Source organism: Streptomyces sp. WAC 06738, assembly GCF_003945505.1.
Classification (GTDB): Bacteria; Actinomycetota; Actinomycetes; order Streptomycetales; family Streptomycetaceae; genus Streptomyces.
This window is the reverse complement of sequence record NZ_CP029618.1, coordinates 7,532,450-7,558,824: the sequence shown is the minus strand read 5'-3', so window position 1 is coordinate 7,558,824 and position 26,375 is coordinate 7,532,450. Positions and strand designations below refer to the sequence as shown.

General features: G+C 74.2%; 19 protein-coding genes. 11 read left to right on the top strand and 8 right to left on the bottom strand.

Going from position 1 to position 26,375, the window contains the following annotated elements; all coding sequences use genetic code 11:
• Positions 1-27: 27 nt before the first annotated feature.
• Positions 28-1,689, bottom strand: a complete 1,662-nt coding sequence (locus tag DMB38_RS32885; RefSeq protein ID WP_125938233.1) for an FAD-binding oxidoreductase — start codon at positions 1,687-1,689, stop codon at positions 28-30.
• Positions 1,690-1,907: 218 nt separating this feature from the next.
• Here DMB38_RS32885 and DMB38_RS32880 point away from each other — a divergent pair, with 218 nt between their 5' ends.
• The 9 genes from DMB38_RS32880 (at position 1,908) to DMB38_RS32845 (ending at position 14,443) form a co-directional block, all read left to right on the top strand.
• Complete coding sequence (locus tag DMB38_RS32880) at positions 1,908-3,152, top strand: hypothetical protein (protein ID WP_240662594.1); 1,245 nt, start codon at positions 1,908-1,910, stop codon at positions 3,150-3,152.
• 338 nt (positions 3,153-3,490) lie between these two features.
• Positions 3,491-4,513, top strand: a complete 1,023-nt coding sequence (locus tag DMB38_RS32875; protein WP_125938232.1) for a LacI family DNA-binding transcriptional regulator — start codon at positions 3,491-3,493, stop codon at positions 4,511-4,513.
• A 59-nt stretch (positions 4,514-4,572) separates the two neighbouring features.
• On the top strand, positions 4,573-6,171 hold the full coding sequence (locus DMB38_RS32870) for an FAD-dependent oxidoreductase (RefSeq protein ID WP_125938231.1): 1,599 nt from the start codon (positions 4,573-4,575) through the stop codon (positions 6,169-6,171).
• A gap of 42 nt (positions 6,172-6,213) precedes the next feature.
• The gene (locus DMB38_RS32865; RefSeq protein WP_125938230.1) at positions 6,214-7,509 is read left to right on the top strand and encodes a sugar ABC transporter substrate-binding protein; all 1,296 of its coding nucleotides are present in this window, start codon (positions 6,214-6,216) and stop codon (positions 7,507-7,509) included.
• Between the two features lie 10 nt (positions 7,510-7,519).
• On the top strand, positions 7,520-8,473 hold the full coding sequence (locus DMB38_RS32860; RefSeq protein WP_125938229.1) for a sugar ABC transporter permease: 954 nt from the start codon (positions 7,520-7,522) through the stop codon (positions 8,471-8,473).
• On the top strand, positions 8,463-9,302 hold the full coding sequence (locus DMB38_RS32855) for a carbohydrate ABC transporter permease (RefSeq protein ID WP_125938228.1): 840 nt from the start codon (positions 8,463-8,465) through the stop codon (positions 9,300-9,302). The genes DMB38_RS32860 and DMB38_RS32855 overlap by 11 nt, the downstream gene beginning before the upstream one ends.
• Before the next feature lie 44 nt (positions 9,303-9,346).
• On the top strand, positions 9,347-11,599 hold the full coding sequence (locus tag DMB38_RS32850) for a glycosyl hydrolase family 28-related protein (protein WP_125938227.1): 2,253 nt from the start codon (positions 9,347-9,349) through the stop codon (positions 11,597-11,599).
• A gap of 66 nt (positions 11,600-11,665) precedes the next feature.
• Positions 11,666-11,794 carry a hypothetical protein gene (locus DMB38_RS37585; RefSeq protein ID WP_276314983.1) on the top strand — a complete coding sequence of 43 codons (129 nt, stop codon included), beginning with the start codon at positions 11,666-11,668 and terminating at the stop codon, positions 11,792-11,794.
• A 225-nt stretch (positions 11,795-12,019) separates the two neighbouring features.
• A complete protein-coding gene (locus tag DMB38_RS32845; RefSeq protein WP_125938226.1) occupies positions 12,020-14,443 on the top strand; it encodes a hypothetical protein in 2,424 nt (807 codons plus the stop codon).
• Positions 14,444-14,516: 73 nt separating this feature from the next.
• Here the strand turns inward: DMB38_RS32845 and DMB38_RS32840 are convergent, their stop codons facing one another.
• From DMB38_RS32840 to DMB38_RS32815, 6 genes are all read right to left on the bottom strand, one after another.
• Positions 14,517-15,266 (bottom strand): hypothetical protein, encoded by a 750-nt coding sequence (locus DMB38_RS32840; RefSeq protein ID WP_240662593.1) that lies wholly within the window; start codon positions 15,264-15,266, stop codon positions 14,517-14,519.
• Positions 15,263-16,108 carry a carbohydrate ABC transporter permease gene (locus DMB38_RS32835; protein ID WP_125938225.1) on the bottom strand — a complete coding sequence of 282 codons (846 nt, stop codon included), beginning with the start codon at positions 16,106-16,108 and terminating at the stop codon, positions 15,263-15,265. The genes DMB38_RS32840 and DMB38_RS32835 overlap by 4 nt, the downstream gene beginning before the upstream one ends.
• Complete coding sequence (locus DMB38_RS32830; RefSeq protein WP_125938224.1) at positions 16,105-17,049, bottom strand: sugar ABC transporter permease; 945 nt, start codon at positions 17,047-17,049, stop codon at positions 16,105-16,107. The genes DMB38_RS32835 and DMB38_RS32830 overlap by 4 nt, the downstream gene beginning before the upstream one ends.
• Positions 17,046-18,332, bottom strand: coding sequence for a sugar ABC transporter substrate-binding protein (locus DMB38_RS32825; protein WP_240662592.1), 1,287 nt, complete (start codon positions 18,330-18,332; stop codon positions 17,046-17,048). Before DMB38_RS32825 ends, DMB38_RS32830 begins: the two co-directional genes overlap by 4 nt.
• Before the next feature lie 325 nt (positions 18,333-18,657).
• Positions 18,658-21,162 (bottom strand): GH116 family glycosyl-hydrolase, encoded by a 2,505-nt coding sequence (locus DMB38_RS32820; RefSeq protein ID WP_125938223.1) that lies wholly within the window; start codon positions 21,160-21,162, stop codon positions 18,658-18,660.
• A 193-nt stretch (positions 21,163-21,355) separates the two neighbouring features.
• Complete coding sequence (locus tag DMB38_RS32815; RefSeq protein ID WP_125938222.1) at positions 21,356-22,354, bottom strand: HAMP domain-containing sensor histidine kinase; 999 nt, start codon at positions 22,352-22,354, stop codon at positions 21,356-21,358.
• 156 nt (positions 22,355-22,510) lie between these two features.
• Between DMB38_RS32815 and DMB38_RS32810 the strand changes: the two genes are divergently transcribed.
• A complete protein-coding gene (locus DMB38_RS32810; protein WP_125938221.1) occupies positions 22,511-23,926 on the top strand; it encodes a hypothetical protein in 1,416 nt (471 codons plus the stop codon).
• 285 nt (positions 23,927-24,211) lie between these two features.
• Here the strand turns inward: DMB38_RS32810 and DMB38_RS32805 are convergent, their stop codons facing one another.
• Complete coding sequence (locus tag DMB38_RS32805; protein ID WP_125938220.1) at positions 24,212-24,823, bottom strand: TetR/AcrR family transcriptional regulator; 612 nt, start codon at positions 24,821-24,823, stop codon at positions 24,212-24,214.
• Between the two features lie 90 nt (positions 24,824-24,913).
• Between DMB38_RS32805 and DMB38_RS32800 the strand changes: the two genes are divergently transcribed.
• Positions 24,914-26,323, top strand: coding sequence for an MFS transporter (locus DMB38_RS32800; RefSeq protein ID WP_125938219.1), 1,410 nt, complete (start codon positions 24,914-24,916; stop codon positions 26,321-26,323).
• The last annotated feature ends 52 nt before the right edge of the window (positions 26,324-26,375 follow it).

Sequence of the window (26,375 nt, the reverse complement as noted above, 5' to 3'; positions counted from 1 at the left end):
GCCGCCCCGCGCCGGGGCCCCGCGGTGTCAGCGCTCGGGGACGAGCACCCCGGGGTTGAGGATGCCGGCCGGGTCGAGCGCCGACTTGGCGGCGGCGAGCGCCGCGGCGAAGGGGTCCGGGCGCTGCCGGTCGTACCACGGCCGGTGGTCGCGGCCGACGGCGTGGTGGTGCGTGATGGTGCCGCCGTGCGCCGCGATCGCCTCCGAGACCGCGGCCTTGATGTCGTCCCACTGCGCCACGGTGCTGCCCCAGCGCCCCGGCGCGATGACGCCGAAGTACGGCGCCGGGCCGTCCGGATAGACGTGCGTGAAGCGGCAGGTGACCACGCCCGCGCCGCCGGTGACCGCGCGCACGGCGCGGTGCGCCGCGTCGGTGACGGCGTGGTGGAGCGCGCCGAAGGCGTCCCAGGTGCAGGCGGTTTCGAAGGTCTCGGCGATCATGCCGTGCCGGGCGAGGGCGTCGCGCTGGTACGGCATCCGCAGGAACGCCGACCGCCAGGCCGCGCCCGCGCCGCCGCCGGCCCCCGGCTCGCCCGGCTCCCCGGCGCCTGGCCGCCCGCCCGGCTCCGCAGCACCGCCGGACTCGTCCCGTACGCCCGACTCCCCCGGCGCGTCCGGCGCGTCCGGTACGCCGCCGTGGTCACGGCACAGCTCCAGCGCCCGCGCGAGCCGGCCGGCCACCGGGTGGTCCGCGGACTCGAAGCCCAGCACCAGCACGCCACCGCCGCTGCCGACCCCCGCGTTGACCAGGGCCTCGGCCGGGTCGAGCAGCCGGCAGTTCGCCGGGTGCAGACCGCTCTGCGCGACCGCCCGGGTCGCCGCCACCGCCGCGGCGAAGTCATCGAAGCGCACCGACGCCCGCGCGCGCCACCGCGGCCGGACCTGGAGCCGCAGCCACGCCTCGGTGATCACCCCGAGCGCGCCCTCGCTGCCGAGGAAGAGCCGGTCGGGCGACGGGCCCGCGCCGGAGCCCGGCAGCCGGCGGGACTCGCCGGTACCGGCCGGCGCGACCACCCGCAGGGACTCCACGAGATCGTCGATGTGGGTGTGGAGGGTGGCGTAGTGGCCGCCGGCGCGGGTGGCCAGCCAGCCGCCGAGGGTGGAGAACTCGAAGGACTGCGGGAAGTGCCGCAGCGCCAGCCCCTGCGGGCGCAGTCGGGCCGCGAGCCGCGGCCCGTACACGCCCGCCTGGATGCGGGCGGCGCGGCTCGTCGCGTCCACCTCCAGCACGGCGTCCAGCCGCCCCAGGTCGAGGGTGACGGCCGGGCGCCCGTCCGTGAAGCGCGGCTCGATGCCGCCGACCACGGAACTGCCGCCGCCGTAGGGGATCGCGGCGACGCCCGCCCCGGTGCACCAGTCGAGCAGGTCGGCGACGTCGCGCTCGTGGCGCGGGCGGGCGACGAGGTCCGGCGGGTGGCGCAGGTCGCCGTGGAGGTTGCGTACGACGTCGCGGAACGCCTTGCCGTGGGTGTGCGCGGCGCGGTCCGCGGGGTCGGCGGAGCAGAGGCCGGCCAGCGCGGCGGGCGGCTCGACCCGGGGCGGGGGCAGGCCGAGGGCGGCGACGGGCGGGGGCGCGTGGTCGACGGGCTCGGCGCTCGACAGCAGCCGCACCCGGTCGAGCAGCGCGGCGAGTTCGGTGCCCCGCACGGCGTCCTCGACGGTGCCCCAGCCCCACCATGATCGCGTCATAGATCCCTCCTTCCCCCGCGCCCGGGGCCGAATCCGGCCGCATCATGGCTGGAATTCCCCCCACGTGATCACCCCTTCAGGCGTTTCCGCGGTCTTGACAGCGGCCGTGCGGCGGCGGCGCGGCATAGCCTCAAACGACGATCGACTGCCGGGGGGCAGGGTGTTACCAACGAGGGGCACCGCACGGTGACAGCACCGTGCCATCTGAAGGGGATGACGTGACGCACTTCCGACACGACGGCGGTTCCGCATTCCAGGACCCGCCGCCGCACGGCATGATCGCCGTCGAACACGTGGACAGGTCCCCCCAGGTCGTCGCGCTCGAAATGGGGCCGGCGGCCTCTGACCCGGAGGCCACGATGCCGCAATCGGACGCCCTTTCCCAGGCGGGTGCGCTCTTCACCGGACCGGACGGAACGGTGTGTTCACTGTCGTCGGCGGACGGCGGCCCCTGGCGCGGGCCCACCGTCGTCGCACCCGCGGGGAGTTGCCGTCCCGGCGCCCCCGTCGGGCTGGCCCACCGCGCGTCCGCCGGCCGGCTGGACGCGGCGTACGCGGGCAGGGACGGGTCGATTCAAGTCATGTCGTCCGTACGGGGCCGGGGTTGGCACGGCCCGGCGGCGGTCGCCCCGCCGGGGACCTGCCCGCCCGGCGCCGCGGTCACGCTCGGGCACCAGCGGACGCGGGACCAGTTGGACGCCCTGTGCACCGGGGCCGACGGCGCGGTGCTGACGTTGTGGGCCGCGGGCGGTGAACCGTGGCGCGGGCCCGCGCCCCTCACCCCGCCCGGCACCTGCGCGCCCGGCACCCCGGTCGGGCTGGGCCGGAGCGGTCCCGCCGAGCGGCTGGAAGCGGTGTTCGCGGGTGCCGACGGGTCCGTACAGGCGCTGTGGGCGGACGTCGACCACCCGTGGCACGGGCCCGCCGTCCTGGCCCCGCCCGGCACCTGCGCGCCGGGCACGGGGGTGACGCTCGCGTCCCAGGTCGACGCCGGCCGGCTGACCGCGCTGTTCACCGGCGCGGACGGCTCGGTGCAGGTCATGCTGGCCGACGGCGGCGGCCCGTGGACCGGTCCCGAGGTCGTCGCGCCCGCGGGCAACTGCGCGCCCGGCTCACCGGTCTCGCTCGCGTACGGGAAGTCCGCGGAGCGGCTGACCGCGATGGTGGCCGGAATCGACGGCTCGGTGCTGGCGCTGTCGGCGGGCGGCGAGGCGGGCTGGCGCGGTCCTGTGACCGCCGCCCCGCCGGGCATGTGCGCGCCGGCGACCGCGATCGGCCTCGGGCACCGGGCGGCGGCGCAGCGGCTCGACGCGGTGTTCGCGGGCGCGGACGGCGCGGTGCACGCCACGTGGACGCTGCGGGACGGGAGCTGGCGCGAGCCGGAGGAGATCGCGCCGCCGGGGTCCGCGGCGCGCGGGGCGGCCGTGTCGCTCACCCACCGGGGGCCCGTGCCCGGCGCGTGAGGGCGCGGGCGGAGCCCGGTGCCGCTCGCGGCCGGGCGTGGCCGCTGCCGCGGGGCGCCCGTGGCCGCCCTTCCCCGGTCCGGGACCGGCAGGCCGCCGCGACGGCGAAGGCGGGCCGGTCCGCGTCCGGTTGGCCGCCGCCACGGCCGCGCGGTGCGCATTCCTCCGCGTATGCCACGAACTTGGTGCAATCGGGACGCGCGCCCTCTCGGTAATCTGCTAATTCGCATTACCGCTGCCGCAACACCCCTTGACGGCCTTCCGCGGGCAGCTCTAGGTTCCTCGCACAGCAGTCAGGCAATACGCATTAGCTACCCACTGTGAAGGCCCCGACTCCCATGCCAGAAGCCCCCGGCAGGCTCACCCAGCGCGACATCGCCCGGCTCGCCGGCGTCAGTCAGACCACGGTCTCGCTCGTGCTCAACGACCGCCCCGACGCCGCCCGGATCGCCCCCGAGACCCGCGAGCGGGTGCTGCGCGTGATCCGCGAGACCGGCTACGCCGCCGACCCCATGGCCCGCCGGCTGACCAAGCAGCTCAACCAGATACTCGGGGTCTTCACCTACGAGCCCGTCTTCCCCAGCACCAGCGCCGACTTCTACCACCCGTTCCTGCGCGGCATCGAGGAGAGCGCCGAGCGCAGCGGCTGCGACCTGCTGCTCTTCACCTCCGCCCCGGTGACCGCCGGGCGGCGGCGCATCTTCCACGAGAACAACCGGCTGCGGGTCGCGGACGGCTGCGTGCTCCTCGGCCGCGAGATCCCGCACGAGGAGCTGAGCCGGCTGGTCGCCGAGCGCTACCCCTTCGTCTGCGTGGGCCGCCGCGACGACGCGGACGGCGGGCCCGTGCCGTACATCGGCGCCGACTACGTCTCCGCCACCGCCCGGCTCGTGGAGCGGGTGCGGGCGCTGGGGCACCGGCGGCTGGCGTTCGCCGGGCCGGGCGCGGGGGCGGAGTCGTCCGACGACCGGCTCACCGGCTTCCGGCAGGTGGCAGGATCCGCCGCGCCGCACCTGGGGGCGCACGGGGAGCCGGCCGCGGAGCAGTTGGAGCAGTTGCTCGACGCGGGGGTGACCGCGGTGTTCGTGGAGTTCCTGCACGACGCGGTCAAGCTGTACGAGGCGGCGGCGGCCCGCGGCCTGGACGTACCGCGGGATCTGTCGATGCTGGCGCTCGGCGACCCCACCGCGCCGGTGGACCCGCCGGTGGACTTCACCGGCTTCCGGCTGCGCCGCACCGAGATGGGCCGGCAGGCCGTCGACCTGCTCACCGGCATGCTGCACGGCCGGGCGGAGCACACCCGCCGGCTGCTGGACTGCCGCCTCGTCGAGGGCGTCACGCTCGCCGCCCCCGCCCGCTGACACCCCTGCCCGCGACCCACCCTGCCCCCAACCTCCCACTCAGCACCCCAAGGAGACCCATGCACGCGGACGTCCTCGTCGTCGGCGGCGGCACCGGAGGCGTCGCCGCAGCGCTCGGCGCGCTGCGCGCCGGCCGCTCGGTGATCCTCACCGAGGAGTACGAGTGGCTGGGCGGCCAGCTCACCAGCCAGGCCGTGCCCCCCGACGAGCACACCTGGATCGAGCAGTTCGGCGCCACCGCCTCGTACCGGGCGCTGCGCGACGGCATCCGCGACTACTACCGCCGCCACTACCCGCTCACGGCCGCCGCCCGCGCCAAGCCGGACCTCAACCCGGGCGCCGGGCACGTCAGCCGGCTCTGCCACGAGCCGCGGGTGGCCGTCGCGGTGATCGACGAGCTGCTGGCCCCGTACCGCGGCGCGGGCCGGCTGACCGTGCTGCAGCCCTACCGCCCGGTGGCCGCGGAGACGGACGGCGACCGGGTCGTCTCGGTGACGGTGGAGCGCCCCGGCGGCGGCGAGCCGCTGGTGCTCACCGCGCCGTACGTGCTGGACGCCACCGAGACCGGCGAGCTGCTGCCGCTGACCGGCACCGAGTACGTCACCGGCTTCGAGTCCGGCGCCGAGACCGGCGAGCCCAGCGGCCCGGACGAGGCGCAGCCGCTCAACATGCAGGCGGTGTCGTACTGCTTCGCGGTCGACCACGTCGACGGCGACCACACCATCGACCGGCCCGCCTCGTACGGCTTCTGGCGCGACTACGAGCCGGAGTTCTGGGGCGCTCCGCTGCTGTCCTGGCGGGCCCCGCACCCGCGGACGCTGGAGCTGGTGGAGCGCGAGTTCACCCCGAACCCGGGCGACGACCCGCTCGCCGTCGTCGCCGACCAGCGGCGCAGCGGCGGGGACACGAACCTGTGGACGTTCCGCCGGATCGCCGCCCGCGACCAGTTCGCGCCCGGGGCGTACGCCAGCGACGTCACGCTCGTCAACTGGCCGATGGTGGACTACTTCGAGGCCCCGGTCGTCGACGTGCCCGACGCCGCGGCCCGGCTGGCGGAGGCCCGCGGGCTGTCGCTGTCGCTGCTGTACTGGATGCAGACCGAGGCCCCGCGCCCCGATGGCGGCACCGGCTTCCCCGGGCTGCGGCTGCGCGGCGACGTCACCGGCGGCGGCGCGGACGGGCTGGCGATGGCCCCGTACATCCGCGAGTCACGGCGCATCCGGGCCGAGTACACCGTCGTGGAGCAGGACCTGTCGCTCGACGTGCGCGGCGGCAAGGGGGCGGTGAGCTACCCGGACTCGGTCGGCATCGGCATGTACCGCATCGACCTGCACCCCTCCACCGGCCGCGACACCTACATCGACGTGCCGTCCAGCCCGTTCGAGATCCCGCTCGGCGCGCTGCTCCCGCGGCGTACGGAGAACCTGCTGCCCGCCGGCAAGAACATCGGCACCACCCACATCACCAACGGCTGCTACCGCCTGCACCCCGTCGAGTGGAACATCGGCGAGGCCGCGGGACTGCTCGCGGCCCACTGCGTCGCGCACGGCCTCACGCCCCGTGCCGTACGCAACACCCCCCGCCTGCTCCAGGACTTCCAGCGCACCCTCACCGCCCACGGCGTCGAGCTGCGCTGGCCCGACATCAGCGGTTACTGACCGACGGTCACCCACAGAACCGACATCCGAGGAGGCACCCGCATGTCTTCACCCTCACGGCTTCGCACCCGGCCCGGCCGGGGAACCCTCGTCCGCGGCAAGCCCGTCGTCCTCGCCGCCGCCGGCCTGCTCGCGCTCACCGCGTGCGGCGGCTCCGACGGCGGCTCCGGATCCGACGGCGGCCCGGTCACGCTGCGCATGACCATCTGGACCGGCAACGAGGAGCATCTGAAGCTCCTCGACGGGATCGCGGCGGACTACCGCAAGCAGCACCCGGAGGTGAAGGAGATCAAGTTCGACACCCTGCCGGTCGAGAGCTACACCACCGCGCTGACCACCCAGATAGCCGGCGGCAAGGCCCCGGACCTGGCCTGGATCTTCGAGAACTCGGCGCCCGACTTCGTCGCCTCCGGCGCACTCGCCGAGATCGAGGACGACAAGGACGTACTGCCGGCGGCGAAGAAGCTCTGGCAGCACGAGGGCAAGCTCTACGCCTACCCCTTCTCCACCTCCCCGTTCGGCGTCTTCGTCAACACGGACATGCTGAAGGACGCCGGCCAGCCCACCCCGGCCGAGCTGATCGAGCAATCCAAGTGGACCTGGGAGGAGGTCGCGAAGGTCGGCGGCGCGGTACGGAAGGAGACCGGCGAAGCCGGCATGGTCATCCGCGACTTCGACTACAAGATGTGGGACAACCTGGCCACCGTCTGGGACGGCTGGGGCGCCGAGCCCTGGAGCGCGGACGGCACGACGTGCGCGTTCGACGAGCCGGAGATGACCGAGGCGATGACCTTCCTGCACGACGCGATCTTCACTGACGAGGCGATGCCCGCGCCGGGCACCACCGCCGACTTCTTCGCCGGCGAGGCGGCGATGACCGTCACCCAGATCAGCCGCGCCTCGCTGCTGGACGACAGCTTCGGCTGGGACTTCGTGCCGCTGCCGGAGGGTCCGGCGGGCCCGTACGACGTGATCGGGCAGGCCGGCCTCGGGGTGCTCGGCAACGGCGACCACGTGGACGAGGCCGTCGACTTCCTGGCGTTCATGACGAACGAGAAGAACTCCGCCGCACTCGGCCGCTACTTCCCCCAGGCCCGCGCCTCCCAACTGGACGCGGACACCCTCGCGAAGAGCAACCCGCAGCTCAAGCCCGCGCAGCTCGAAGAGGTCGTCATCGGCGGCATCGAGAACGGGAAGGTCAAGCCCACCCACACCAACCAGGCCGAGCTCTTCGACGCCGTACGCGCCGCGCTCGACCCGCTCTGGAAGCCGGACGCCGACGTGGCGAAGACGCTCCAGGACGTCTGCTCGGCGATCCAGCCGCAACTGGAGAAGTGACGGCGCCGCCATGGCGACCCTGGAACGCGCCCGGGCCAAGGCGGCGGACCCGCGCCCGCGCGGGGACGGCTCCCGGCGGCCCTTCTGGACCGCCCGCCGCCGGGACCAGTTGGCCGGCTACCTGTTCATCGCCCCGCAGTTGCTGGGCAGCGTCCTGTTCGTCCTCATCCCGCTGATCCTGGTCTTCTGGTACAGCTTCCACGAGTGGAACGTGCTGGCCGGCAGCTTCCACGGGGTCGGCGCGGACAACTACCGGGCGCTGGCCGACGACCCCAAGCTGCCGGGCGTGCTGCGCGCCACCGCGTTCTTCTCCGTCGGCCTGGTGGTGCTGAACCTGAGCCTCGCGCTGGCGCTCGCGGTGCTGCTCAACCAGAAGCTGCGCGGCAGTATCGTCCTGCGCACGCTGTTCTTCTCGCCCGTGGTGGTCTCGCTGGTCGCCTGGACGATCGTGTGGGGCTTCCTGCTGCAGAAGAACGGCGGCATCAACGCCGGGCTCGACCTGATCGGCGTCGAGGGGCCCAACTGGCTGCGCGGCGAGACCTCGTCGATGATCTCGGTGATCGTCGTGCAGGTCTTCAAGAACGTGGGCCTGAACATGGTCCTGTTCCTGGCCGCGCTGCAAGGCGTGCCGCGGGAGCTGTACGAGGCCGCCACGGTGGACGGCGCCGGGCGGTGGCGGCAGTTCCTCCGCATCACGGTGCCGCTGATCAGCCCGACGATCCTGCTGACCTCGATCATCACGGTGGTCGGCTCGCTCCAGGTGTTCGCCCAGATCGCCGTGCTCACCCAGGGCGGCCCCGGCAACTCCACCACGGTCCTCGTCTACTACCTCTACCAGCAGGCGTTCGAGTTCCACCACTTCGGCTACGGCGCGACGCTCTCCGTGCTGCTCTTCCTCATCGTGCTCGTGCTCACCGTCGTGCAGTGGCAGATGCGCAAGAAGTGGGTCTTCCATGAGTCATAAGCTGCCCCGGCGCGCCAGGCTCGTGCTCTACGGGGTGCTGCTGGTGCTCCTCGTCCCGTTCGTCTTCCCGACGTGGTGGATGGTGACGTCCTCGCTGAAGCCGGCGAGCGAGATCTTCGCGTTCCCGCCGTCGCTGTTCCCCGGCGACCCCGGGTTCGGCGCGTACGAGCGGGTCTTCGACCTCCAGCCGTTCGCGCAGCAGTACTGGAACAGCATGTACATCGCGGTGGTGGTGACGATCGGCACGCTCGCGGTGTCGTCGATGGCGGGCTACGCCTTCGCGCGCATCCGCTTCCGCGGCCAGAACGCGCTCTTCCTGGTGGTGCTCACCGGCCTGCTGATCCCCAGCGAGGTCACCATCGTGCCGCTCTTCCAGATGTTCAACGACTGGGGGCTGACGGACACCCACTGGCCGCTGGTCCTGGTGCCGATCCTCGGCGCGCCGAGCGTGCTGGCGACGTTCATCATGCGGCAGTTCTTCATCACGCTGCCGGTCGAGCTGGAGGAGGCGGCGCGGATGGACGGCCTGGGCCGCTTCGCCCTCTACTGGCGCATCGCGCTGCCGCTGGCGCGGCCGGCGCTGGCGGCGGTCGGGATCTTCACGTTCCTGCACAGCTGGAACCTGTATCTGGAGCCGATCGTGTACCTCTCCACGCCGGAGAAGTTCACGCTGCCGCAGGCGCTGACGCAGTTCACCGACGCCTACGGCGGCCCGATGTGGGACGTGCAGCTCGCCGCCGCGTCGCTGACCGCGCTGCCGGTGCTGGCCGTGTTCGTCTTCGCGCAGCGCCAGTTCGTGGAGGGCCTCGCGCACACCGGTCTGAAGTGACCGCCCTCCCTTCCCGTACGTTCCCTCCTGCCGCAGGAGCCGCGATGTCCTCGTCCTCATCCGCCCTGAGCCGCCGCGGCGTGCTGCGCGGCGCCGCCGCCGGCGGCACGGCGCTCGCCCTCGGCGGCCTCGCCGCCGGAGTGGCCGCCGCATCCGCCACCGCCGCCACCGCCGGCTCCGCTCCCGACGCCGCCGCGACGGCCGGCGGGCCGTCGTGGGACCCGGTCCGCTTCGGCTCGTCGTACACCGACCGCCCGCCGGACCCCGGCGCCGTCCTCCTCGGCGGGCCCGGCTTCGCCGTCCACGGCGACGGCGAGGGCGACGACACCGCGGCGCTCCAGGCCGCCGTCGACGAGGCGTCGCGCCGGGGCATCGCCAACAAGCTCGGTGACATCCTCGGCGGCGCCCGCGACTTCCCGCACGGCGACGGCGGCGGCGTCGTCCTCGTCCCCGCGGGCACGTACCGGCTGACCGGGCCCGTCGACGTGCACGACTCGGTGCGCATCGTCGGGTTCGGCGCCCGCCGGCCGGTGTTCGTGCTCGGCGCGGCCACCCCCGGGTACGCCGCGGGGACGGCGCGCGACGTGTTCTCCTTCCGGCGGCGGCCGGTCGGCGGGCCCGTGTCGTACGCGAACAACGACACCTTCGGCTCCGGCCTGGTCAACCTCGGCATCCGCATCGGCCCCGGCAACCCGGACGCGATCGCCGTGCGCTTCGGTGGGGCGCAGTCGTGCCTGCTCCAGGACCTCGACATCGACGCGGGTGACGCCCGCGCGGGCATCGACCACAACGCCAACCTGATCCACCGCGTGCGGGTGCGCGGCGGCGAGGTCGGGCTGCACGCGTACGCCGCGTCCGCGGGCTGGCAGACGACGCTGCTGGACTGCCGGTTCGAGGGCCAGCGCCGGGCGGCGGTGTCGATGTTCAACGACGCCAAGCTCGTCGTCGTACGGACCGTGTTCTCCGGTACGCCGCGGGCGTTCGAGTCGGCGCCCGGCCAGTGGCAGCACCTCTACGTCCAGGACTCCCACTTCGACGGCGTGAGCGACGCCGTCGCCGTGCTCAACGACAGCGACGCGCTGCCCGGCGCGGAGAACGAGCTGATCCGGCGCAGCAACCAGCTCACCCTCCTCGACTGCACCGCCGCCGGCACCGGCGACCTGCTGCTCCTCGCGCAGAGCGGCGCGCGCACCCGCGGCCCGCGGCCGTCCGGCAGGATCCGCGAGCTGACGTACGGGTTGCGCGTCGAGCACGCGCTCGGCCGGCGGGAGTCGCGGCGCGAGGGCGTGTACGCCGACCTCGTCCGCGGCGCGCCCGGCTCCCTCGTCCGCGCCGGGCTGCGCGCGGACACGCCCGCGCCGCCGCCGGTGCGCGAGTGGGTCAGCGTCGCCGACGTGGCCGCGGAGATGGGCCGGACGATCGGCGCGGGCGAGGACGACCTCGACGTCTTCCAGGCGGCGGTCGACCGGCACGAGACGGTGTTCGTGCCGATCGGGCAGTACCTGTTCACCGACACCCTGAGGCTGCGGTCCCGCACGAACCTGATCGGGCTGCACCCGCGGCAGACGTGGCTGCTCGCCGCCGACGGCCACCCGCACTTCGCCGACCCGGACGCGCCGCGCGCGCTGGTCGCCACCCCGCACGGCGGCCGGAACACGGTGAGCGGGCTCGGCCTGGACACCGCGCGGCGGACGGCGGGTTCCGTGAACCTGCTGTGGCGGTCCGGCGCCGGTTCGTATCTGGCGGACATCGTCACGCAGTTCGTGAAGTGGCATCCGGAGGACGTGCAGTCGGGCGACCCCGGCTACGCGTACCGCGGCGCGCACAAGTACGGCATCTGGGTGCGCGGCGGGGGCGGCGCGATGGCGAGTGTGTGGAGCATCAACGGCTGGGCGGAGAACGGGCTGCTGGTCGAGGACACCGACGTGCCGACGCGGCTGTACGAGGTGTCCGTCGAGCACCACGAGACGCGCGAGGTGGTGCTGCGCGGGGTCCGCAACTGGTCCTTCCTCGGCCTGCAGACGGAGGACCACATCTACGGCTGGCGCTCGCAGGCGGTGGAGATCGAGCGCTGCGCCGACGTCCTGCTCGCCGGCTCGGTGCTCTTCCGCGTCGCCACCGTGCAGGGCCCGTACCCGTACGCGGTCGGGGTGCGCGACTCGACGCGGATCACGCTGCGCGGCAACCGCGGCTACCGCGACAAGACCCCGGAGTTCACGCAGTGGGGCGCCGCGCTCAGCGACACCCGGACCGGAGGGACCGTGCCCGAGGTGGAGTTCACGCTCATCGCGACCTGATCACGTTCCGATCCGCCCGGTCACGGACGGTTTTGGTCCGGCGATGAACAGGCGTCGTTCAGGCCCGTGCCATCCCGCGCCGCCGTCACCGAGCACGGCACGGCCGACGAGATCGGCCTGGCCGCCGCCACCATCCGCGCCCTGGGCGGCTCGGTCCCGTACAGCGTGCTCGCGGGCAACGGCGGCGACGGCTGATCCGCGGCGACGACCTGACGTTTACACCGGCTGTACGAAGGTGGTCCCACCGCGCTGAGCCGGTCGGGACACCACGCGGGCCGGCCGGGGCGCCGTCCCCGCGGGACGTCCTCGCCCCGCGGCCCCTGACCCGGGGCGCCCGGCGGCGGGTGCGGAATCACGGTCCGGGGCGTTTCCCGCGCGCAGCCCGTAGGCTCGGGGGGCAAGAGCAGGCAGGAACCGCGTATGACCCCGTTCGACAAGCTCAGAGTCCGGCTCGCCCGCATCGTGCGGCGGGTCGGACAGGCCGCGCCGCCGCGGGACGCCGTCGTCCTGCGGTGGCTCGCCTTCGTGGTCGCGGCGCTCGCCACCGCGGTGCTGGTCATCGCGGGTACGGCCCGCTCCACCGTCGCCGACGCGGGCTTCTACCGGGCCGCGCTCGACCGGGAGCACGCCTACGACCGGCTCTACGACCAGGTGCTCGTCGACCCCGAGGCATCGGGCGTCACCCGCGACCTGCTCGCCCGGCTGCCCGTACCCGAGTCCGTCGTCACCTCGAACCTCAAGACCGTCCTGCCGCCGACCACCGCGCGGGCCCTGGCCGAGGATGTCATCGGGGACGCGGTGGCCTACCTGCGCGGCGAGAAGGACGACCTGACCCTGGAGGTCGACCTGCGGCCGGTGCTCGACAACCTGGGCGCGGTCGGCAACGTCCACTTCGCCGACGTCGTCGCGAACCTCCAGGACAAGCCCGCCCCCGACTACGCCGCCTTCCAGTCCGACCTGGGCGAGGCCGTAGACCGGATCGCCGACGGCGAGCGCCCCGAGGGCCTGCCGACCCTCGACCTCACCGAGGAGCAGGCGAAGACCGCCACCGACACCGTGCTGCGGGCCGTACCCGCGGACGAGCGGGCGGAGCTGCGCCCGCGGCTGCTCGCCGCGCTCGGTGTCGGGGACCTGGCCACGGCGCTCGCTGAGGTCGGACCCGCGCTCTTCTCCGGGCGGGAGGAGAGCGCGGCCTCCGCGCTGCGGAACACGGCGGACGGAGTGTCGTGGGACCTGGCCTCGGAGTTCGGCTCCGGCGACGGCGACGAGCTGGGCCCGGCGCGGGAGGCCCGCGCTTTCACCAAGCTGGGCCTCGGCTGGGTGCAGACCGGCGCGATCCTGCTGGGGCTGGCCTCGCTGGGCGTGCTGTGGCGGTACGGGCCACGCGCCCCCGGCCGCCGGCTGGTGCGCATCGGCGGGGCACTGGCATGCGGCGGTGCACTGACCTTCGTGCTGGCCCTGGTGGTGCGCGGGATGGTCGGCGGCAGCATCGCCGCCGCGCCGCGGAACTGGCCGGACTCCGCCGCCCGGCTCCTCGACGACGTACAGCACACGGCCCTCGACCGGCTCTACACGGTCGCCCTGACGACCGCGGCGGTACCGCTGACAGCGGGGGTCCTGCTGGCCGCCGGCGGCTGGCTGTGGCACCGCAGAGCGACCGCTCTCGCCGCCGCGCGGGCCGCAGCGGCCGAACGGGACGCGGAGGCGGCGGCGGGCCCGGAGCCGGCGACCGGGGAGGCCGGCGGGCCGGAGGCCGGTGCGACACCGGAGACGGATCAAGCAGACGGCGGGGAGGCGGGCCCGGCCGGACCCGGTGCCGCCTGGCCGCCCGTGCCCGCGCCCGCGTCGCCCCTGCCGCCGCGCTACCGCTGGGGCGCGGTCGGCCTCGTCGCCGCCGCGCTGGCCGGCGCCGTCTTCGTCCCCAGCGCCTTCGGCGGCGAATCCGACCGCCGCTGCAACGGACGCGAGGAACTGTGCGAGCTGCGCTACGACGAAGTGGCCCAGCTCGCCTCGCACAACGCGATGGCCACCTCCCAGGACCGCTTCATCGCCCCGCTGCAGGACCCGTCGATCACCGGCCAGCTCAACGGGGGTGTCCGCGCCCTGCTCATCGACACCCATCGCTGGGAGACCCCGCCGGAGATCACCGAGCGGCTGGCGGAGTCGGACTTCACCCCGACCATGCAGCGGCAGATCCGCTCCGTCCTCAACACCGTCGACCCGCCCCGCAAAGGCACCTGGCTCTGCCACGCCGTCTGCCGCGGCGGCGCGCTGCCACTGGTCCCGGAGCTGGAGAAGATCGGCGACTGGCTGGAGCAGAACCCGTCGGACGTGGTCACGCTGGTGGTCCAGGACGGCATCAGCGGCGCCGACACCGCCGCCGCGATGCGCAAGGCGGGACTGGAGGACGTGGTCTTCACACCCGACGACGACCCGGACAAGCCCTGGCCCACGCTCGGCGAGATGATCGACGCGGACCGCCGCCTGGTGGTGTTCGCGGAGAAGGCCGACGGCCCCGCGCCCTGGTACCGCAACTTCTACCGCTACGGCATGGAGACCCCGTTCTCCTTCCGCACTCCGGCCGAGATGACGTGCGCGCCGAACCGCGGCGGCGAGGACAAGCGGCTCTTCCTCATGAACCACTTCATCACCAACAGCGGCGGCAGCCGCCTGGACGCCGGCCACATCAACGCCCGCGACTTCGTGCTGGACCGGGCCCGCGAGTGCGAGCGGGCCCGCGGCCGGCCGGTGAACCTGGTGGCCGTCGACTACGCCACGATCGGCGACGCACGCGGCGCCGTGAACGCCCTCAACGACGAGCGCATCGCCCGCCACGACGACTGAGCGGCACCGGGGCCCCGGCGGCGGCAGGGGGCTGACGGCGTACGGGTGGCGTGCCGGCGCCGGGTGTACGCCGTCAGCCCCGGTCCGGCTCCCCTCCCCCGGCGGCGGCCGCGGCGTGGTGCGCCAGGGCCGTCGCCGTCGCGGCGGCCGCGACGAGCGCCACCAGTGGCGGGACGAGGAGCAGCAGCGAGGCCGTCCAGCGCAGCGAGGCCCACAGGCCCAGCAGCGCCAGCGACGGGGCGGCGAGGAACCGCGCCGGATGGCGCGCGGCCAGGTGCGCCGCGCAGATCCACAGCAGCCGGCCGCGCAGCACCGGCCGGGCGGCACCCAGGGACAGCGCCGCGGGCAGGGCGAGCAGCCCGGCCACCGCGCACGCGCCCCCGGCGGCCAGCGACGGCAGCAGCCAGGGGCTCTGCGACTGCTGCCACAGCGACAGCGCCGCCAGGAACGCCGCCGCCGGCACCGCGGGCACCAGTGTCTGCGCCGCGCCGAACCGCCACAGCGCGCGCAGCCCGCGCGCCCAGTCGCGGAGCCCCGTCTCGCCGTCCGCGGCGATCCGGTCGGCCGCGGCGGTGAGCGCGGCCAGCCAGGGGCCGGTGAGCACGGCGGCGACGAGTACGGAGACGGGGGTGACGCCCGGCGCGAGGAGCACGGCGACGGTGCCGGCGGCGCAGACCGCCGCACCCGCGACCGCCAGCGCCGGCAGACTCGGCCAGGCACCGCGCAGCACCCGCCGCAGCACGTCGTCCTCGGCGGCCGGCGACGGGGCCGGAGGGGGAACCGGGGCCGATGGCGTCGTGCCCGCCGTCGCGTGCCGCCTCATCCGCGCAGTCCCGCCTGCGCGATGCTCGCCACGAACGAGCGCTGGAAGACCAGGAACAGCGCCAGCACCGGCACCACCACCGCCGCGATCGCCGCGAACACCACCACCGGCGATCCGCCGTGGCTGGCCTGGAGGGTGACGAGCCCCACCGGCAGCGTCATGTTCTCCGGGGTGCTGAGGAAGATCAGCGGGCCGAGGTAGTTGTTCCAGACGGCCTGGAACGTCAGGATCGCCATCGCCGCGAGCGCGGGACCCGACAGCGGCACGATGATCCGGAAGAGGATCCACAGATGCCCGGCGCCGTCGATGCACGCGGCCTCGTCCAGTTCGCGCGGGATGGTGTTGAAGTACTGCCGGAAGAAGAAGATCGAGAAGACGTTGATCAGTGCGGGCAGCCACAGCGCGGGCAGCGAGTCGATGAGGCCGAGGTTGCGCATGAGCACGAAGACGGGGATGACCGTCATCTGCGCCGGGATCATCAGCGCGCTGAGCAGCACGAGGAAGATCCCGTCCCGGCCGCGGAAGGTGAGCCGGGAGAAGGCGTACGCCGCGAGCACGCTGACCAGCAGCGAGCCGACCGTGGCGATCACCGCGACCTGGAGGCTGTTGAGCGCCATCCGGCCGAACGGGATCGCGTCCGGCACGGCGGCGAAGTTGTCGGTGGTGAAGGGCCTGGGGATCCAGTTGGGCGGCAGCTCGAAGGCCGCCTCCTCCGCCGTGAGGCTCTGCACGACGAGCCAGACCAGCGGGGCGATCATGACGAGCCCGACGGCGACCAGGAGGAGTTCGAGGAGCAGAGGGGCCGGGCGTACGCGCCGGCGGCTGCGGATCCGTACGGTCACTGCTGGTGCACCCACTTCCGCGAGCCCCAGAACTGCAGCAGCGTGACGGCCATCATGATCACGAAGACCAGGATGGACACGGCCGCGGCGTAGCCGATCTGGAAGGACTGGAAGCCCTTCTGGTAGAGGTACATGACGATGGTGATGGTCGAGTTCTCCGGCCCGCCGTCGGGCGTGATGATCTGCACGGGGTCGAAGATCTGGAACGCCCCGATGAAGGTGACGACGGCGGCGAAGAAGATCGTCGGGGACATCATCGGCAGGGTCACCCGCCAGAAGACCTGGTGCGGCCGGGCGCCGTCCACGCGTGCCGCCTCGTGGAGTTCGCGCGGCACGGTCTGCAGTCCGGCGAGCATGATGACGAAGGTGAAGCCGATGGTGTGCCAGAAGTCGATCGCGATGATGGCGGGCAGCGCCCACGCCGGGTCGGTGAACCACTCGGGCGGCTGGACGCCGATCTCGCCGGCGTAGTGCGTGACGAGCCCGAACGTCGGGTCGAGCACGTACTTCCAGAGCAGCGCGACCGCGGCCCAGGAGATGACGAAGGGGAAGAACAGCGTGGTGCGGACGAAGTACGAAAGCGCCCTGTTCATCATCCGGTTGACGCCCATGGCGAGCAGCAGCCCGCCGCCGAGGTGGGTGAGGACGGAGGCGAAGGCGAAGACGAAGGTGTTGGCCAGCGCCTCGTAGAGCAGCGGGTCGGAGAACATCTCGGTGAAGTTGCCGACGCCGTTGAACTCGGCGGGGGTGAGCATGTCCCAGCTGAAGAAGGCCAGCACGATGGCGACGACGAACGGCCCGGCCACGAAGGCGAGGAAGAGCAGCAGCGCCGGGCTGAGGAACGCGTACCCGACCCACTCGCCGCGCCGGAACCGGCCGCCGCCGCGCCCTGCCGGGCGCGGGGCGGCGGCCCGCTTGGGCCGTGCCTGGGTCAGGGTCACAGCAGCCCGCTGAGCTTGTCGTTCGCGCTGCCCAGGGCCTCGGCGGCGGGCTGGTTGCCGAGGATGGCCGCCTGCCAGCCCTGGGTGATGGCGGCCTGGGCCTCCGCGCCGCGCTCGGGCGACGGGATGGGGGTGCCGTAGCCGAGGGCGGCGGGCAGGTTCTCGGTGCCGGCCGGGGCGTCGTCGGTGAACGCCGGTCCTGCGGCCACCGAGTTGCGGGCGGGGATGTTGGTGCCGCCGGCGGAGGCGTAGAAGGTGGACGCCTCCTTCGACATCATCCACGTGAGGAACTCCCAGGCGGCGTCCTTGTTCCTGGAGGCGCGCAGGATCGGCCAGCCGTCCCAGCCGACGGTGGCGCCGGCCCGGGTGTTGCTCGGCCAGGGCACGATGCGCACGGAGTCTGTGAGCCCCAGCCGGCGCATGTCGAGCGTGGCCCACCGGCCGGCGCCGAAGGTGGCGAGCTTGCCCTTCCGGAGCTGGCCCGCGGCGTTGAAGTTGCCGCCCGGCTTGGGCGAAAGTCCCGCGTCGATGAGGCTCTTGACGTACTCGGCGGCCTCGACGGCCGCGGGGCTGTCGAACGTCGCCTCGTCCCAGGCGGCGTTGTGGGTGCTGGCACCGTTGGTGAGCAGCCAGGGCATGATGTCGAGGAAGGGGAACGCGAAGCCGGCGGGCAGCAGGAAGGCGCCGGTCTTCGCCTTGATGCGCTCGCCTGCGGCACGGAAGTCGTCCCAGGTCCACTCCGCCTCGGGCAGGTCGACGCCGGCGTCGGCGAAGACCTTGGTGTTGCAGTACAGGACCGAGGTGTTGTAGCCGCCGGGTATGTAGTACGTCTTGCCGTCGGTGGAGCCGTAGGTCTCGGTCCACTCCCTCAGCTTGGGATCGGTGTCGGAGAAGTAGTCCTCGACGATCTTCTTGTCCCGGTCCAGGTACGGGTCGAGGGGTTCCAGGAGCTCCTTGGAGGCGAAGAGCCGCTGGCCCTCGGTGGCGACCTGGACGATGTCGGGGACCTTGCCGCCGGCGATCTGGGTGGAGACGGTGTTGGCGAAGTCGCCCCAGGTCTCGGCGGCGATGCCGCGGGCCTTGATCTTCACCTTCGGCCTGGACTTGTTGAACTCGGCGAAGAGCGCGTTGAACGCCTCCTGCTGGGTGGCGTCGCCCAGATACACGAGGTCGAGCGAGGACGAGTCCCCCGACGCCGACCCCCCGCACGCCGCCAGGCTCCCCGCGGCGGGCGCGGCGAGCGCCGCCGCGCCCAGCGACCGCAGCACCTGACGGCGCGACATTCCTCCCGGTCCGACCCAACCCATTGCGGCTCCTCTCGCTGGTCCTGCGCCGGTTTTCGGCAGCGCGGACTTTTCGGCATGTACGGGCGGAACAGGGCGTGAAATCGATTTCTTGCCTGATGGCCAGCCATGGAAGCAGCGCGTCGCCGCGGGGGTCAAGAGGCGTGCACGCGCAATCGCCGAACGGCTGCCGCGGGCGAGGCCGTTCAGGGCGGCACGGGGCGGACTTCCGTGCCGTACGCGGGCGGTCTGCCCCTCCGTGCGGACCGGGAGCCCCCTGCCCGTACGAGCCGGGCGCCCCGGGCCGTACGGGCAGGGGCGCCCGCTACGCGGGCGGCGGCGCGGCGGCCTGGCCCGCGCCCGCGGCCGCGGCGCGTAGCCGGACCGCGAGCGGCCCTCCGCTCCCCTCCGCGACCGACTCCCACACCGCCTCCGCCGCGGCCCCTTCCGGGCCCGCGGTGACGCGTACGGTCCCCACGTGCCCCCCGGCGACGACCGGCCAGCGGCCCGGCAGCGGGTCGAGTTCGACGGTCCCGGCGCCGGCGTCCACCACGGTCCGCGGCCACGCGTGCGCCAGCCCGAACGAGGCCATGGAGCGCACGTAGTGGTTGCCGCACTCCACCTCGTTGAAGGGATTGCGCACCCGGCCGTCGTAGCGGCCCCTGACGTCCGCCACCACGTGCTCCGCCGCCTCCCGGTCGCCCTGCGCGGCGAGCCCGAGGGCCGCGGTGTACTCCACGCCCGTCCACACCTCGTTGCAGTACGGAAACGGTCGCGTCGGCCGGCCGCCGTGTGGATACGTGCAGTTCAGCAGCCCGTGCTCGTCCCCGAGCGCGAAGGTGCGCAGATGGTTCATGTGCGAGTGGAACTCCCCGCGGTGGTTGTGCCGGAGCACGCTGCGCAGTGCGGTCCTGGTGTGCGCGGCGTCGAGCCGGTCGTCGAGGCCGCAGAGCACGGCGTAGGTGTGGCCGGCGAGCTGGTCGCCCATGCAGCCGGGGCCGATCTGCAGGTCCGGGTCGACGAGGTCGTCGGAGCCGACGTCGGGGTTGTCGCCGTCGTAGCGGATGCGCAGCCCGTCGGCGATGTTGTCCTCGGAGCCGGCGGGCAGCACCTTCTGCTCGTAGTACGCGCCGTTGAACAACTCGGCGTCCGTCCTGGCCGCGCCGCCGGCCAGCACCTCCGCACAGGTGGCGGCGAAGGCGTGGTCGCCGAGGGCCCGCGCCATCCGCTCGCAGGCGGCGAGCGCGGCCAGGTACCAGGACTGGTTGACGCCACTCGGCCCGTAGTACTCGACGTCGCTGGTGCTGTGCTGGCAGCCCTCCATCAGCCCGTCGCGGTCCGCGTCCCAGCCGAGCGGGATCCAGGCGAACTCGAGCGCCCGGCGCGCGCCCGGCCAGAGCGCCGCCAGCAGGTCGTCGCGCCCGGTCAGCCGCCAGGTGCGGTAGAGCCGGACGAGGGCGCCCATCTGCCCGTCGGCGGCGGCGATCCGCCAGCCGGTGCCCTCGCGGTCCAGCGGCAGCCCGGCGCGGAAGCTCATCATGCCGCGCCCGTCCAGCGCGTGCGCGAACTCGACCTCGCGCATCGTCCAGGCCAGGTCGGGGAAGAGCTGCTCCAGCGCGTACTGGTAGTTCCACACGTGGGTGCAACTGCCGTGGCAGCTCCCGTGGTCGGGGTTGCCGCCCTCCCACGCGAGGAAGGTGCCGTCGGCGATGCGGAAGCAGGTCTGCGTCTTCAGCACGGCGGCGTTGGAGAGCACGGCGTCCTGGACGGCGGGCGGCAGGCTGGAGGTCGTGACGGCCTCGACGTAGGCGCGGGTGCGGCGCTCGTGGTCCGGCAGCCGGGGCGCGATCCTGCGGACCACGTCGGCGGCGTCGGTGTAGCGGGTGGCGTAGTGGTTGCCGACGGTGTCGGCGCTGTGGCCGTAGTCCGGCGGGCCCTGGAAGCGGTGGCTCCAGCCGCGGCGGTGCGGGAAGTGCCAGGCGACGACGAAGGTGAACTCGCGCTCGGCGCCCGCCGGGAGGCGGTCGGAGACCACGAGGGACCCGGTGGGCACGCGGGCGCCCTCGGCGGGCTCGGCCAGCCGGCCGTCGGCGGCGAAGTCGTCCCAGAAGTCCAGCAGCGAGTCGCCCCAGGAGCGGCGCGCCCAGGTCAGCCGGTGGCTGGTGACGGGGTCTTCGAGGGCGGCGAGCGCCAGCGTGCCCCAGCTCTCGTCGCCCTCGGCGACCTCGGTGGTGTGGCCGGACAGCACGGTGGCGCCGTCGAGTTCGACGAGGCGGAAGGCGTTGCCCGCGGGCAGGCCGCCGGTGGGGCGGCGGCCCGCGACGTGCTGGAGGTTGCCGCAGACGTCGACGGCCAGTTCCCCGGCGCCGGTGTTGCGGACCGTCACCCGGTAGACGAGGGCGGGGATGCCGCTGGCGTCGGCGTCGCCGGGGACGAGCGGGTTGAAGACCCGCACGGTGGCCGCCACCGGCAGCTCCGGGTCGGTGAGCCGCACCTGGCCGAAGGGGTAGGCGGCGGCGAACTCGCCCTCGCGGAACCGGGGCAGGCCGTGCAGCGCGGACGGGCTGCCGCCGTGGCCCGCGTACTCGCCGGGGAGCAGCGCCGATTCGAGGACGCGGGTGAAGGACCCGGCGGCGCCCTCGGCGCGCAGGCAGAAGAACGAGTCGGGGGTGAAGCCCTTGGCGGGCCGGTTGAAGAGCTCCCAGTCGAGCAGTTGGCCGCGCCCGCCGAAGCCGATGGAGCCGGTGCCGATGCCGCCGACCGGCATGGCGATGTGGGCGAGCCGGTCGCCTCGGTAGCGGCGTACCACCGGCCAGGGGGTGTCGTGCATGGTTCCTCGTTTCCTCGGGTGCCGGGGCGGACGCCCGGGACGTACACCCCCCGTGTGCGCGGCGTACGTCCCCCGGGCGCCCGCTGGTAGGGGACCGTAGCCGAAATCGATTTCATCCGGCAGATGCCGTACGAGGTGATCGTGGTCCGATACGAGGGGACCGGGGCCGGAACGGGTGGCCGGTTCCGTTCGGCTACCGCCGCGCCGCGGACGGGGCCTGGCCGCCGTCCGGCGCCTCCGCGCGGGGGCGGCCGCCGGCCGGGACGGTGAGCACCACCTGCGTGCCGCCGCCCGGGGCGCGCGTGACGTCCAGCGCCGCGCCGACCAGCAGGGCGCGCTCGCGCATGCCGCGGATCCCGGCGCCCTCGCGGGCGGCGCCCACCCCGCGGCCGTCGTCCGCGACCCGCAGCTCCACCGCGGACCCGGTGCGCACGAGGCTCAGCTCCACCCGGTCCGCGGCGGCGTGCCGGACGACGTTCGTCAGCGCCGCCTGCGCGACGCGGTAGAGCACCAGCTCGACGTCCGGGTCCAGCGCCGGCAGCTCCGGATCGAGGCGCCGTTCCACCCGCATCCCGGTGTGCCCCGCGAGGTCCGTACCCAGCGAGGTCAGCGCGCTGACCAGGCCCAGGTCCTCCAGCACCCCGGGGCGCAGCCGGCGCGCCAGCCTGCGCACCTCCTCCAGGCTCTCCCTGGTGGTCTCCTGCGCCCGCCGCAGGTCCTCGCGGAGCGAGTCCGGAGCGCGCTCGGCGGCGCGCTTCAGCTCCAGCAGCACGGTGGTCATGCTCTGCCCGACCTCGTCGTGGAGCTCCTGCGCGATACGGCGCCGCTCGGCCTCCTGCGCCGACAGTGCGCGCCCGGTGCTGGCGGCGCGCTCGGCCTCCAGCCGGTCGAGCATGGCGTTGAAGGTGCTGATGAGGTCGGCGACGTCGCCGGTGCCCGGCACGGTGAGCCGCTGGCCGGGGCGGAGCAGGTCGACGGTGGCCATCAGTCCGGTGAGGCGTTCGAGCGGGGCGAGGCCGACGCGCAGCAGCGCGGCGTTGGCGACGAGCATGACGCCCATGCCCGCCACCAGGACCACGGCCTCGGCGAGCAGGACCGACGCGGAGACGGTCACGGGCGCCAGCATCAGCACGCCCGTGGCGGTGCCGAGCACCAGGGCGTTGAGCCCGAAGATCCGCCAGAACAGGGACACGGGGCGGGGCCTCCTCGGTTCGTACGGTGCGTACCACTATGTGCGATCGGCGGGCGGCGGCCGCGGGCGGGCCGGGCGCGGGAGGGGTTCACGAGGTCGTAGCAAGCGGTTACTTTCCGGAGGGACGGGTCGTACGGCTCCGGAGGAGGCAGCGCCATGGGTCTTGCAGGAAGCGGCCGGCGGCCGCGTCTCGTGCTCCTCGTCGCGCTGCTCGCGACGCTCCTCGCCGGGCTCCCGGCGCTCCCCGCGGGTGCGGCGGCGCCGCCCGCGCCGCCGCCGTCCGCGCGGGTCGTGCCCATCGACTGGCGGGACTTCGACGAGGGGCCGCCGCAGGGCGCGGACGCCGCGCGGCTGCGCGCGATCCTGGCCAACGCCAACCGCTACGCGCTGACGACCTGGTACGACGACCGCTTCGGCGACCAGGGCGACGAGGGCCTGCTGGACCTCGGCGGCACCGGCGAGCACCGGGTACGCCCCGTCGCCGCCGAGGCGTTCGCGCTCGCCGCCGCGCTGGCCACGGGCGCGTACGACGCGGCGGGCACCGGCGTCCCGGAGCCGCGGGCCCGCGCGATCGCCGTGCGCCTGCTCACCTCGGTGGCCGGGCACCACCGCGCCACCGAGGCGGGCGGCTGGGGCGACGCGTGGCAGAGCGCGCTGTGGGCGGCGATGGCCGGGTTCGCCGGCTGGCTGCTCTGGGACGACTTGGCGCCCGCGGAGCGGGAGTGGGTGCGCGCGATGACCGCGTACGAGGCGGACCGCTTCCGCGGCTACACCGTGCCGTACTGGAAGGACCGCGACGGCGTCGAGCAGACCCCCGGCGACAGCAAGGCCGAGGAGAACTCGTGGAACGCGATGCTCCTCCAGGTCGCCACCGCGATGATGCCGGAACACAGCAACGCGCCCGCCTGGCGGCAGGCGAACCTGGAGCTGATGATCTCCGCCTTCGCGCGCCCCTCCGACCTCGGCAGCAGCCGGGTGCTGCACGGCAAGCCGGTGTCCCGCTGGGTCGGGGGCTGGAACGCCGAGGAGGACGGCCTCGTCGTCAACCACGGCATCGTCCACCCCGACTACATGGCCACCGCCGTGCAGAACACCCATGCGGTCCTCACCTCCGCGCTCGCCGGCGAGCCCGCCCCGCGCGCGGCCCTGCACAACTTCGACGTCGTCTACGCCGCCCTCGCCGACCGGCGCTTCACCAGCCCGCCGTACGCCGCCCCCGGCGGCACGATGTACGTGCGCGGCTCGGACGAGATCTACTTCCCGCAGGGCACGAGCTGGGGCCCCTCGCGCCGGATGGACTTCGTCGCGATGGACGTGGTGGCGCGCGAGCTGCGGCTCGACGGCCTGGCGAGCACCGGCGGCGCCTACTGGGAGCGGCTGCACGCGGGCCGGGCGCTGGCGATGCAGGAGCGGCACGCGGACGGGCGGACGTACGCGCCCGAGGACGCGGACCCGTACCAGGGCCGGGAGGAGTGGGTGGCGATGCACGCGGGCTGGGCGTACCTGACGCGCTGGCTGGTGCACCAGGACGCGGTGGAGATCACGAACAGGGTGTACCCGGACGGAAGCTGAGCCCGCGGCCCGTCCCCGCCTGACCGTACGGACCGCGGGCCAGGCCCTGTCTGGCAAAGAGCGCCGTCCGCCCTGTGGGCGGGCTCCCCCACAGCGCGCAAGCGCGCGTGGGCGGTACCCCCAGGCGTCTGGTGCGTGCGATCGCAAGGCGGAGGGTCGACCGCATAGTGGGCCTATTCGGTCGATCCCGACAACGCAGCGAGCGTGCGTGCCAGGCTCCCCCACAGCGCGCTGCGCGCGCGTGGGCGGTACCCCCAGACGCAGGCGGGATTTGTCAGACAGGGCCTAGCAGCCGGGCGGCGTCGCCAGCACCGCCAGCACCGACTTCGTGACCACGTCGGAGATCTCGTCCGGCGCCATCTCCAGCCGGCCGGCGCGGACCTCCTCCGCGGCGCCGTGCAGGATGTGCTGCACGACGCCGACGAGCCAGGCCGTCGGCATGTCGGTGCGGAAGACGCCCTGGTCCCGGCCGCGGCGGACGAGTTCGCCGACGCGCGCCGCCGGCCCCTCGTGCAGTTCCCGCACCCGGCCCGCGGGCAGCACGCCCTGGGCGGCGGTGAGCAGCGCCGCGGACTCGGCGACCAGCGCCCAGCTCGACACCAGCAGCCGGCGCATCGCCTCGTACGCGTCGCCCGCCAGATCCACCGCCGCCAGCGTCCTGTCGCCGTCCTCCACCGCGTCCCTCAGCGCCGCGTCGACCAGGTCGGCGCGGGTTTTGAAGTGCCCGTAGAGCGTCATCCGCCCCACGCCCGCGGCCTTGGCGATGTCATCGGTGGTCGCGGCGGGATCGGAGCGCAGCTCCTCCCGGGCGGCGGCGACGATACGGGCGATGCTCCGCTCGGCGTCGGCCCGGCGGCGCGGGCGCGCGGCGGCCCGGGGGCGGGGGGAGGCGGTCATGCGGGCCAGCTTAACTCGTACGGGAATGTTTGCGTTACAGTCCTCGGTTAGAACTCGTACGCCAACGTACGAGATACCAGGAGGGCACTGATGACTTCGCACGAGGTCGGGCACACGACCAAGGAAGGGCGGCATCCCGCCCGCTGGCGCATCCTCGGCTTCCTCGGGGTCGCCCAGCTCATGCTCATCCTCGACGTCACGGTGGTGGCCATCGCGCTGCCGCACATCGGGTCCGACCTCGGTCTCGGCCGCGCGGCGCTGACCTGGACGGTCAGCGCGTACACGCTGACCTTCGGCGGGCTGATGCTGCTCGGCGGGCGGATCGCCGACCTGATCGGCCCCAAGCGCGTGGTCCTCGCCGGGCTGCTGGTCTTCACCGCGGCGTCCCTCACCACCGGGCTCGCCGAGTCCGGCGGCATGCTCGTCGGCGGGCGCATCGCGCAGGGCGCCGGTGCGGCGCTGCTGTCGCCCGCGGCGCTCTCGCTCGTGGTCACGCTCTTCGAGGGCGAGGAGCGCAACAAGGCCCTCGGCATCTGGTCCGCGCTCGGCGGCGGCGGGGCGGCGCTCGGCGTCCTCCTCGGCGGGCTGCTCACCGCGGGCCCCGGCTGGCCGTGGGTCTTCTACGTCAACGTGCCCATCGGGCTCGTCATCGTCGCCGTGCTCGCCGTGCTGCTGCCGAACCGGCCCGCGCCCGCGGAGCGGTCGCGGGTGGACCTGCTCGGCGCGGCGCTGGTGACCGCCTCGACGGCGACGCTGATCTACGGGCTCATCGACGCCGGCGAACGCGGCTGGCTCACCGCCCGCACCGGCGGGCTCGTCCTGCTCGCGGCCGTCGGCTACCTGCTCTTCACCGTCTGGCAGCGGCGCGCCCGCAGCCCGCTGATGGACGTGCGGCTGCTGGCCCGGCGGCCGGTGGCCACGGGCGCGTTCCTCATCCTGATGGCGACGGCGCTGATGGTGGCCGTGTTCTTCCTGGGCACGTTCTACTACCAGCACGCCCGCGGCTACGGGGCGCTGCACACCGGGCTGCTCTTCCTGCCCGTCGCGTTCGCGGCGATGGTGGGGGCGGACCTCACGGGGCGGCTGATCGGCCGGACGGGCGCGCGGGCGCCCGCCATCGCCGCGCTCACCGCGGCGGCGGCCGGACTCGCGGTGCCCGCGGTCTCGATGCGGCCGGTGACGGTCGCGATCGGGGTGACGGTCGCGGCGCTGGGCACGGGCGCGATGTTCGTGGTCGCGTCGGCGACGGCGCTGGGGCAGGTGGCGCCGCATGAGGCGGGGATCGCCTCCGGCATCGTGAGCACGTTCCACGAGTTCGGCGCCTCGCTGGGCGCCGCGGTGGTCTCCAGCGTGGCGGCGGCGAGCCTCGTCGGCAGCACGCTGGAGGGGTTCACGGAGGCGTTCACGGTGGCGGCCGTCGCGGCGGCGGTGTCGGCGGCGGTCGCGGGGGCGCTGACCCCGGCGCGGACGGCGCCGGCGGCCGCGGAGCCGGCGGCCTGAGCGGCCACCGGGACGGCTGGCTGAGCGGGCCGCCGGAGAACGGGGGGCGGCG